General features: G+C 37.7%; 8 protein-coding genes and 1 pseudogene. 7 read left to right on the top strand and 2 right to left on the bottom strand.

The window, feature by feature from the left end; translation table 11 throughout:
* The 4 genes and pseudogenes from QL998_RS19185 to QL998_RS19200 all read left to right on the top strand — a co-directional run.
* Positions 1–97 (top strand): annotated as a pseudogene (locus QL998_RS19185) (IS5/IS1182 family transposase); the annotation flags it as partial.
* Positions 98–254: 157 nt separating this feature from the next.
* Complete coding sequence (locus tag QL998_RS19190) at positions 255–1229, top strand: WYL domain-containing protein (protein WP_024603874.1); 975 nt, start codon at positions 255–257, stop codon at positions 1227–1229.
* 74 nt (positions 1230–1303) lie between these two features.
* Positions 1304–2401, top strand: a complete 1098-nt coding sequence (locus QL998_RS19195; protein ID WP_024603873.1) for a cell division protein FtsZ — start codon at positions 1304–1306, stop codon at positions 2399–2401.
* Between the two features lie 75 nt (positions 2402–2476).
* Positions 2477–2809, top strand: coding sequence for a cyclic-phosphate processing receiver domain-containing protein (locus QL998_RS19200; protein ID WP_024603872.1), 333 nt, complete (start codon positions 2477–2479; stop codon positions 2807–2809).
* A gap of 131 nt (positions 2810–2940) precedes the next feature.
* Here QL998_RS19200 and QL998_RS19205 read toward each other — a convergent pair whose 3' ends face one another.
* Together QL998_RS19205 and QL998_RS19210 are read right to left on the bottom strand one after the other, a co-directional pair.
* Entirely contained in the window at positions 2941–4392 is a 1452-nt protein-coding gene (locus QL998_RS19205; protein WP_290193297.1) for a tyrosine-type recombinase/integrase, read from the bottom strand.
* Positions 4393–4625: 233 nt separating this feature from the next.
* Positions 4626–6299 (bottom strand): hypothetical protein, encoded by a 1674-nt coding sequence (locus tag QL998_RS19210; protein ID WP_024603870.1) that lies wholly within the window; start codon positions 6297–6299, stop codon positions 4626–4628.
* A 259-nt stretch (positions 6300–6558) separates the two neighbouring features.
* Here QL998_RS19210 and QL998_RS19215 point away from each other — a divergent pair, with 259 nt between their 5' ends.
* The 3 genes from QL998_RS19215 to QL998_RS19225 all read left to right on the top strand — a co-directional run bounded on the left by QL998_RS19215 (position 6559) and on the right by QL998_RS19225 (position 11054).
* Positions 6559–6807: a YfhL family 4Fe-4S dicluster ferredoxin gene (locus QL998_RS19215; RefSeq protein ID WP_024603869.1), complete on the top strand. Its 249-nt coding sequence runs from the start codon at positions 6559–6561 to the stop codon at positions 6805–6807.
* Between the two features lie 214 nt (positions 6808–7021).
* Entirely contained in the window at positions 7022–7735 is a 714-nt protein-coding gene (locus QL998_RS19220) for a metallophosphoesterase (RefSeq protein ID WP_024603868.1), read from the top strand.
* A gap of 391 nt (positions 7736–8126) precedes the next feature.
* On the top strand, positions 8127–11054 hold the full coding sequence (locus QL998_RS19225; RefSeq protein ID WP_182195114.1) for a TonB-dependent receptor: 2928 nt from the start codon (positions 8127–8129) through the stop codon (positions 11052–11054).
* The last annotated feature ends 494 nt before the right edge of the window (positions 11055–11548 follow it).

Genomic DNA, 11548 nt, shown 5'->3' on the forward strand with positions numbered 1-11548 from the left:
AGGGATAGCCACGCGGTATGAAAAGCTTGAACGAAATTATCATTCAATGCTCGCTTTAGCATTTACTATGATGTGGCTACCAATGTGGGCTGATTGATATATGTACTACAAAGATCAACAGCCCTTAGTATTTTAAATTTATATTAGAGGTTTATTTGATATGTATTAATTTAATTAGATATTTGAATTGATTGATATTAATAACACATTATGAAAATTAGATAATTTTGTCCTAGCTGGTAAGACTAATAAAAATGAAACCTTTTCGATACCTAACTCTTTTAGAATATATACCTATCAGCCCTTTAAGTATTTCAGTCAAACAGCTACAAGATGATTTATCACAGCGAGGTGTTGAATTATCAACCCGCATGCTCCAGCGTGACCTGCAATCACTTTACGATCAAGGTTGTTTTGGTCTTGAAAAAGATATGCGAAGTAAACCTTATGGTTGGTCTATCAATGCGCAGTGGCGAGGTGGTAACGCGAAAAGAATGAGCAGCGAAGTGGCTGAGCATTATTTATTGTTAGAGCAGTTACTACCGCAATCAGTCCCGAGTGACGTTAAGCAGTCAGTGCATATCAAAGCAGAGCAGGCTCTTAAACGTTTTAATGGCCATGTGCCTGAGTGGCTTTCAACTCTGCCTAAGCCTTCTTTAAAAGTGAATATTGATAATCAGTTAGTTGAGCTAATTGAGCATGCAATTAAGCACAACCGTGCTGTGAGTGCCGAGCTTTTTAGAGTACTTTACGATGATGCACATTGGCTTAAGTTTGCTGAATTGAGTTTTTATAATTTAGTTGAACAAGGTGGCGTTTTAATGGCGCAGTTTATGGTGGGGTCGCTTCACGATAAATGCTATCAAATGCCGGTTTATCGCATTCGTAATGTACATGTACTACAAAAAAATCGTAGAGAACCGAGTGCTGAACAACTAAAAACGTTGCGCAGTGCTATTAATAAAGGCATGAACCAAGAGTGTATTGAGCTTATTGTAAAAGCTCCCAAACACTCTGCTGTTAATCAAGGATTTATTGAGCTTGGTGAGCTGACTGACAAGCAAAGTATTGATGAAAAAAACGTATTACTTACCTACCAAACTATTGATACCGAGCAATTAACCGATGAGTTGCTTAAATGTGCACATTGGCTTGAAGTGATTAAGCCGGAAAAGCTGAGACAAAGAATTATTTCTAAGCTTAAAGCGGCCACTACAAACTATCTTTAATTGATTTCAAACTTAGGTGCGTCAAAAGTTGACGCACCTATTTGTTATGCTCCTTTAAAAGTTAAGGAGTAGTTATGTTCCAATTAATTCAGCAAAATGATGGTTTATCAATCGGTGTATTTGGTATTGGTGGGTGCGGCTGTAATACGCTTAACAGTATTTTTGAGCAACGCGAGTCTGAACAGGCGCACTTGTACAGTGTTAATACCGACAAAGTGGTGCTTAAGCATACGCAAAGTGATGAAGCTGTGCTTATAGGTGCTGAGCTAACTCATGGTTATGGTGCCGGCGCCGACCCTAAAGTTGGTTTACAGGCTGCGGAAGAGAGTAAAGATCAGCTTTTAACGTTAATTAATGGCTGTGATATAATACTCTGTGCAACAGGATTGGGTGGTGGTACTGGGACTGGCGCAAGTCCGTATATTGCTCAACTTGCTAGTGAGCAAGGTAAACCCATTATATTTGTTGCTACATTGCCATTTAGTAGTGAAGGGCAATTTAGGAGTAATATAGCGCAAGCAGGTTTAAATGAGCTTAAAGAGCATGCTAATGCTGTTATTACTCTCCCAAACGATCAACTGATTGAAGTGCTAGGTAATGATATTGGTTTATTTGACGCCTTTAAGCATAGCAACCAAATACTTCATTCACTGATAAAATCATTAATAGACATGCTTTGCTTTCAAGGTTTGATCAACGTTGATTTGAATGATTTTGCCAAAATTATGGATTGCCAGGGTGATGCTGTACTAGGTGTTGGTAAATGCGATGAAGAAAGCGAGCTTACTACTGCACTTGATGGGGCACTTAACAATCCGCTGGTTAATCAGGTAGATATGTCATCAAGTACCGGTGTAATAATACAAGTTAATTGCAAAGATGAAATTTCTCTGGGCAGTTATAATCTCATTACCGATACAGTACGCCATCAGGTAAGCCCTAATGCGTTAGTTATTTGTGGCGTCTCTAAAATAGAGAGCTTATCAACTAATTATGAGCTGTTGATCATCGCAACCGGTGCAAGTGCTAAGATGATTGTTGAACCTTTCAATAAAGCGCCTAGTAGCGAAGTCGAACAATCGCCAGCTGCAAGAGCTAAACCCCAAACTTCTGATATTTTTGACATACCAGCGTTTATACGTAATCAAGTTCCAGCACCATCTGAAAAATAACTATTATTATATAGCTTAAAGGGTTGTTAGTTATTGCTTTCAGAGTCTGAATACATTTTTCAGTGAGATAAACCTATGAATGTATATTTAGATGATGAAAGAGAAGCACCAGCCGGTTGGTTACGAGCCTATTGGCCTGACGAAGTGATTGCATTTTTGAAGAGCGGCAAAGTAAAACAGCTCAGCCTTGATCATGATTTAGGAAATGATAATAAAGGCACTGGCTATGACGTTTTACTTTGGATTGAGCGGGCAGTGTTTATTGATGGTTTTGTACCACCGACAATAGCCGTTCATTCAGCCAATAGCTCAGCACGAATTAAAATGGAATGCGCAATTGCACAAATTAATTTACTGGCTAGGCATCAATGCTTGATGACACTACAAATGAGTCAAGCTCTAAAGTAGTCGCCACTAAGCCAAAAGCATCTGATATTTTTGATATCCCTGCTTTTATAAGAAATCAATCTGCACCACCTATTAAAAGCTCTTTATAGGTTTTGTAAGCAAAGAAAAAGTTGTATTGCAATATGTAAGCTTTACTCTAATATTTGCAAAGGGCGGCTCTTTTTAAGCTTTTGGGTTTGCTGAACTATCTTACCCCAGATAGTGGAATAAGCACTTATTGTGCTTTTGACTTTGGCGATGAAATTATTTGAATAATCTAATTTTAAAAATGATTTTTTAGTCGTTTTGTTTTTTAACTTAGCCTGTATTTTTACTTCTTTAAGTATTTCCTTCTCAAATAGGGAAAAGTTTTTATAAAGTGCTTTAATATCAGTGTTATATATTTTATTCGAGTGGTCATAATGTTTACTCATTGGATCGTGCTCTAAAACAGAGTGATGGAGCATTTTTTTAGACTCAATTTCAGCAATTGTTGATGACCCAATTTTTTTAGTTAGTACCTCTTTCATGTGCGATTTTAAGAAGCTGCGAAGTAGTGTTGGATATGCTCCGGCAGAGCCTTTTATATTTATGTTATCTCGCGAGGCCACGACCATGTCTTTTGGCGCATGATACTTAAGTGCTCGGTTTAAACTCTCTTTACTAATGGGTTTTGAGTCGTCTTTAACCTTGCAAAATAAGTAGGTGCGGTTTATGTCTGGGTTTAATTTTAACTCTTGCTTTATTGCTTTTTTCATCTCGGGTGTGAGTTGTATTTTAAACTCTTTTTGGTTTTTCATTGCTCCGCGAGCTGTATGGGTTGTTTCAGGAAACGTTAAAAATTTAGGATTATCTAAATCATCTATATACGATAGACGTAGGTTGCAAATATTTATGGGCCTTAGCCCTGTAAACATCATCAACAGAACAGCATTTATTAATGTATTATTTTTAGCTGTTTTTAGGTTTATGTATAGCTGAGAAATTAGAGATATATCAGTATATGCCTTACAAGGAATAGGCTTCGCCGTTCGAGAAGATATATAATTATTGTCTATCTCTAGGAATGGATTAGTGCCGTTATTATATTTATTTTTTGCGAACACCCACAGTTTTTTCATCTGCTCGAATTGCTTAGCCACATGCGGACCACTTTTCTCTGTTAGTAGTTGGTCAAGCGTGGTTTCTATTTTCTCAGGCGTAATAGTCTGAAATAACGTATTTTTACCAAATGCATTTTGAATTGCATTAAGGTAAGAGGTATATGTGGTTACTGTGGTGTCAGCTAACTTGCTAGGGCTATGTTTATTAATTGCCTGTAAGTTTTCTATTTGTTTACTCACTACAAATTCGAATGTGTAATTAGAGGTGTTCTTTTTGTATATTTCGGCCGCTTTTAATTTCGCTGCTGAAAAACTCATATCATTAGAATCACCAAGCTTTGTGTTTTTTATGCCATGTTCTTTTTTAAAATGAGTAAAAAATTTAATAATACCATCATGCTGGAATACAATTCTAATCTGATCTTTAAGCTGATACTTTGAAAGCCTTCTTCCTTTATCCTGCGATAATATAATAGTCGCAAGACTGGCTAGCTCTTCCATTGACTCGTCACTGTACGGTGGCTTAAATGCATTAAATTCAGCCATGCAAAGGTCACGACTTTTAATCGTGACCTCACATGGTTTTACTGAATTTAATACTGATGTTGCCATTAATACATAAGCCTTAAAAAAGTTAAAATCATCAAATAACTGATGAGGTATCGCTCTAATAAGGCAATGGTATGAAATTAATTTTTTTTACAAAAACTTTGGTAAGTCGAAATTAAACTTTTTTAATTATTTTTTGCTTTGGCCTCTTGGTAATTTAAATATCTCTCAACGACAGCTCTTCCTTCTTCGGTTAAGATCAAATCTTTTGCTACTCTGCCCGTATCACCAAGTGGCTGATTAATGAAGTTTACATAACTGCCTTTGTGAACTAAATGAGCTTTAATTCTATCTCTCAAGGCTTTTTTATCGTTATTTTCTTTTAGGTTTTTAGCTTGTTTACTTTGCATACCTGTAAGTCTGAGTTGTTGGCTTTCGAGTTCTTTCGCTCTTTTTAAAATACTGGCTTCATGAATTTTGAATACATTAAATTTGAGCTTTGTTGAAGTGCCAAATAGCTCTTCAGATTTATCATAATTCAAGCCGTTTGGATCGTCCTCTTTTCTGAGGTGATGCAGCGCGAGTCTGGTGAGTTCCTCTGCGTGTTTAAAATGATAGCCGTTGGCAACCATAATCGCTTTTGCGTTGGATTTAAAAAAGCTTCGGCACATTGTGCAAAATGCTCCCGCAGATCCTTTCATAACAATGTTTCTTTTATCTCCTTTTACTGCATCAACAGGGGAGTAATCTTTGATGATTTTGTCCAGCGACCTTTTAGCAAATGGTTTGTTAAGATCGCGAGGCTGAAGAAATATGTGAACAGGGTTACAGTTAGGGAGCGCATTTTCCATCCAGGCTCTTTGCTCTAAAATAATGGCGCGCATGGCTTTGGTTAAGGGCAGCTTATATTCTTTTTGGTTTTTCATTTCTCCACGAACTCCGACAACAGATGCCGGAAAGGTAATTAATGTTGGGAAGTGGATACTATTGAGCCACTCCCACTTCATTTGTGGAATATTAATAGGGCGTATACCTGTCAAAATCATGAATCGAGCTGCATTTTTTTGATGTACATTTGGTGCAGACGCGAGGTTTATCCACAATTCAGCTATTGAATCTAAGTCTGTATAAACTTGGCAAGGACGAGGGCTTTCTACACGGTCAGATACGTAAAAGTCATCGATATCAGCTGCTGGGTTTTTACCTGAGTTAAATTTGTTTTTAGCAAATCGCCATACTCTTCTAATTTGTGCAAAAAGCTCGATTGCTTGGTTATTGGACTCTGCCATGATAATTAAATCTACAATTTTTTCTAACTCTCCTGCTGTAAGAGACTGGAATGCACGCTTAAGCGGAAAATGATGCCTAAGCTTTTTTATTCTACATTGATATGTTCTGAGCGATGAAGCTGCAAACTTGGTGGGTGCGTTGTTATGGCGCTCAATTAGGCTTTTCTCGTAAGTATCAAAAACTGTTTTGACAGTGTGGTTGTTTAAAACTCCCTCCTGCATTTGAGCAGTGAGCTTACGCGCTTTTGCTATTGTTAATTCAGGTGCTTCACCTAACTTGGTATTAGCTATGCCAGATGATTTAGGGAAGTTAGAGTAGAAAATAGCAGCGCCAGACTTGGTGAAAATTAGTCGAATATGGTGTTGCGCTTCGTATTTCGATAACCTTTTAGTCCTACTAGGTTTAAAGCCTTGTTTATAAGTGCTTTTTTCTTCAAAAAATATGATGTGTTGAGCCAGCGTAGCACACCGATTTATGTGCTGCATAGAAAATGGCGGTTTGAGCTGGTTCCATTCTAGTTTTGCTTTCGTATATTGAGCTTTGTTAAGCGTTGATAAAGAGTACTTCACTTTGTTATAACCTATATAAATAAAGGCCTCGCGGCGATTTTTATTGATTGAGATCAACAAAGCAACAGAGAAAAATAGGCATAATTCGCGGCTGTAATTTACACCTAAAAATAAAATGGTGTGTTACGAATGTGTGCTACGATTAAATAAAAAATAAAGGTTTTTTATTGAACTACACTTGTATGAAAAGCAGTCAAAAAACATTTCATTTAAATCTATGTTTATGTTTTATAATGATTTTAATTGAAGGGGCTTAAAAGTGGCTTTACTCATAAATAGTAAGTGCATTAACTGTGATATGTGTGACCCAGAATGCCCTAATGAGGCTATTTATATGGGCGCTAAAATATACCAAATAGATGCAAACAAATGTACAGAGTGTGTAGGGCATTATGATAAACCTACTTGCGTAAGTGTTTGCCCTATTGACTGCATAAAGCCCGATCCGAATAAGCGTGAAAATTTGGACGATCTAGCAGAAAAATTTGTGCGGGTAACTGGCAAATAACTCGTCAGGTATTTTGCTAAGCAGCTTTTAATTTAGGCTAAAAACACTACTCACATTACTTATTTAGGTTGTAGCTAAGGTCCTCTGCCATGCATTTTTAGTTTCAATCAAATCTTATTACCTTCATTAATTATCAACTATATTGTGTTACCTTAAGGCTTTATAAACTCAAGCATTAATCTAAGTTTTAGATTGCATTCTATAGGAGTCTATTTTGGATATAGGTATTAACGCTATTCAGGCTGTATCTTCAAAACAAGCCATATTTATTAATGATGAGTGCCGAGTATTTGTAATTGGCGATCTTGATGGTGATTTACCGGCCTTAAAAAACGCACTTAATAACGTAAATTTTGATCCTGAAAGAGACACTTTGTTTTGCCTAGGCGATTTTGTTGATCGCGGGGATAAAACATATGACTTATTTACATACTTACAAGCCATTAGGGCATGTATGATATTAGGTAATCATGAGCATTTAATGTTGGAATCATTATTAAGTAATGATGAAGCGGCTTTTAAATTATGGACTGACAATGGTGGCAATTGGCACAAGTCGGTATCGAGTGAAAAGCTCAATGTTATGTGCGATGAGTTACTAACTAAGCCTCTTTCAATAGTACTTGAATATCGTGGTTATAAAATTGGGTTGTCTCATACATTTGCCCAATCGTGGGATTGGGAAAATTACCCTGATGATAAATCGGTGATTGTGCAATCTTTATTGTGGGATCGCGAAGTAGTTAAACAAAATAAGGTAGTTAAAAGTCATGGAGTCGACTTTTCAATACATGGACATAACTCAACTAAAGCACCTTTTTGGGTGGGTAATAGTTATCATATAGATACCAATTATTATGGTGGAAAGCCGACATTACTCGAGCTTTCAGAGGTTATTGCTACATTTGAAAAGTCATCTGATCTTTAGGGGTTTCTACTTTTTAAATATTATTCGGCAGCTTTGCTTTTTAAAATGTAAGCTGCTGACTACCACACCTAATTATCCCCTTTGTTTTTTCTATACACTCTATGATTTATGCACCGTAATTATTTTATTAAGCTATTAAATACAACAAAGCCGCTCTTAGTTTATTAATTGAGAGCGGCTTTGATGTGTGGGCTGGGTTTTAACTTTCATTTAATAGGTATAAATACAGTTAAAAGAGACGTTTATTTAATTTAATATTGTTGGTTAACAAACGGTTAAGTTTGGCTGTGTAGAATTGGGAACAATTTTGCCATTACGTGAATAATTTGCGTAAAAGGACTAACTTCTCGCTTTAGTTTTATGAGCAGATTTAAATGGAACAGCCTCTCACATGATAGTAGCAAGTATATACCCTTTCCCTTTTTCAACGTTTTGTAAGTCATCACTTTATGTATCAATTTTTTCTGCTTTGGGTTCTACGTGTGCTTTTGCAGCGCAAGAAAACGAAAACTCGCAGCACACAAAAGATATGGAAGTAATAGAGGTACGTGGCATCCGTTCAAGTATGGCCGAAAACTTAGATGTAAAACGCATGTCTGGCTCAGTGGTTGATGCAATTACAGCGGAAGACATTGGGAAGTTCCCTGATAAAAACGTTGCGGACTCTCTTCAGCGTGTACCTGGTGTGGTAATTGAGCGTGACGGCGGAGAAGGTTCATCAGTTAGTATTCGTGGTTTGTCGTCGGCGCTAACTTTTACACAGCTTAATGGTAATTTTATTGCGTCTTCTCCGGGAGAGCCTTCGCGTTCGTTTGATTATGCTTTGTTACCGTCTTCGATGATTGAAAGTGTAGAGGTTTATAAATCGCCAGAGGCACGCTTAGATGAAGGAGGGGTTGGTGGTACTGTATTAATGCATAGCCGAAAGCCTTTGAGTATGGATGCAAACTCAGGTGTATTTAATGTAGAGAGTACTTACGCTGATGTTACAAAAGAGTACGAACCGCAGTTTACGGGTTTATATTCATGGAAAAACGACAACGAAAACTTTGGTGTATTAGTTGGCTATACCTATCAGGAACGAACAAACAGGACACTTTCGGGAGGAACTGATGCAAATGTATGGCGCTACACTGGCGGTGGACAACCTACAGATATAAATGGTAACGCAGTTAATAACAATAATGGTTGGGATACTATTAATGATGCAAACGGCAACAGTTACGATGGTGTTTGGTTTCCACAAGTTGTGCGAGGCTCAGTTCTTAACGAAAAACGTGAGCGCGAAGGAATTCAAGTTAGTACACAGTGGCGACCAACAAATCGTTTAGAGCTTGGATTTAATTACTTTGGCTTTACACTCGGCCAAGACAGGACTGAATCTGTGATTGATATACCTGAGTGGTCTTTAAATTCTGATTTTTTAACTGATGTAAATCTTGATGAGTCGGGAAGTATTGTTACTGGTATGCAATACGATGCGATGGCAAGCGGTATTGAAAGTGATATGCAGTTTCCGTGGATGCGCGGCAGTTATGTATGTGAAGAATCCACCTCCGATACCTTTGATTTTAATTTAACTTATGAAGGCGATAATTTTAAAGCGCGTTTTGTTGTGGGTAATACAAAATCAGAAGGGGGGCCGGAAGAAAGCAGGGAAGCTGCATATAAAAGTTCAAACGCGGGCGAAAACGCCACTGCTATTCAAAATGCTGCTCAAATGGCAGGCTGGTCACTCAACCAAAATAATGTATCACTTAATATTGACCCTAATACACTAGCTAACTTGCAAAGTGGAATTGGAGGCGGTCGTGATGCGGGCTCTTCAAACTCAAGTTTTGTACGCAGTGAGTTAGAAGAAGATTATTACCAAGCTGATGTGGATCTTTATGTTGATTGGGGCTTTTTAAAAACAATTAGAACCGGTGTCAAATATCGTAACTCCACGCTTCATCGTGAAACTGGCAATACCTTCTTTTTAGATCCTAATTTTGATATTGCTGCGGGCGAAGCAAGCGAGCAAGGTATTACGCGTTTCGACAGCTACCAATGGAATGGTGGAATGCCATTAGCTCAAAATGTATTTACTAGTGAGAGTAATATTGTTGGTGGTTTTGATATAAACCAAATGCCAAGTATCGACTGGGATAAATATCGCGATATGGTCACTGCTAGCTATGTACCTTATACACGTATTGAAGATAACTTTGTTTACGACATTGAAGAGAAAATATCTGCTTTTTATATTCAAGGCGATTTTGAGTTTAGTGAAGTAAGAGGTAATTTGGGCGTGCGTGTTGTGCAAACAAAAACACTTACTTCATCTACTGACTTATATACCTACCAATTAGATCACACAAATGACGAAACAGGCGAGCCAGTAACTGGTGACGCACGCTTTGTAGAAGACTATCAATTAGTCACTCAGCAAAACGAAGACACTCAAATACTACCAAGCTTTAATATAGCGTGGGATGCAACTGACGATTTAGTTATTCGTGGGGCAATAGCAAAAGTAATGTCTCGTCCTGATTACAGCGATTTAGGTGCGCAGCAGCGTATTACGTTCGTATCGGATGAATGGGCAAATGATAGAGCTGCATTTAATGAACAGCCAGGTTTTAGCGGCAGTGGTGGTAATAAAAACTTGAAGCCATTTGAATCGGTGCAAGCTGATTTATCTATTGAGTATTATTATGCAAAGGGTTCTGCGGTTGGATTGGCACTTTTTCATAAGAAAGTAGATAACTTTGTTGTGCCACTGGTGATCGACGTAGAGCAAAACTTTGCCGGTAAAAATAATATAGTAGATGCAGGAACCATTAATATAGCTCCGTATAGCACTGTAGGTAATGGTACCGATGCAATATCTAAAGGCGCGGAAGTATTTATTCAGCATGCGTTTGATAATGGTTTTGGTTTTTACGCAAACTACACTTATAACAAAACTAACAAAGCAGATGTAACCGTAAATGGTAAAGAGTTTGGTCAATCGGCATTAATAGGCAGTGCAAAGTATCAGTACAACACCTCTGTTTATTATGAAGGTGACGCTTTTAATGTGCGCGCTTCATATAACAAACGAGGGGAGACAGTATTAGGCCTTAATAGTGGTTTAAATGTATATCAAGATCCGTACGAACAGGTTGATGTTAATGCATCGGTTAATTTGTATGAAGGGCTAAGCTTAACAGCTGCTGTTATTAATTTAACTAAGTCGGAATCGGTAACGCGTTTAGGTGATGATACAGATGCACGGTTACTTAATACAAGCTATTCAGGGCGACGCTATTACGCAGGCTTTAATTATAGTTTTTAATTAACGGTATACGTAAGACTTTATTAAACGCCAACTAAAAACTGTAGTTGGCTTAGCCTAACGCACCTAATATTGTAGTTTTATGTATGCACATAGTTTAACTGCTCATATATTGGTGGTTTAATAGGCAAAAAAAGCCCCGCAGCCCTTTATTTGTATAGCTTTCATACTAAATTCATTTAATTGTCAAAAAGCTGAAATAAAACATTGACCCCCGCTCGAATCTCCCTATAATGCGACCCCACTGAGACGGGATATGGCGACGCGCAGCGGACAACGCATAGCGAGGCACGAACTACTCAGAGAGTTAAATAAAACTTCGGTTTTAAATTGTCGAAAGAAAGTTTAAAACTAAGTGTTGACTCGGAAAATAAAGGGTGTATTATTCGCATCCCTTGAGGCGCTAAAGCGACTCAAAACGTTCTTTAACAATATAAAGCAATCATCTGTGTGGGCACTCGTACAGATTGAGTTCTAACAGCCAACCTACTTAG

Source organism: Pseudoalteromonas sp. APC 3691, assembly GCF_030408135.1.
Classification (GTDB): Bacteria; Pseudomonadota; Gammaproteobacteria; order Enterobacterales; family Alteromonadaceae; genus Pseudoalteromonas.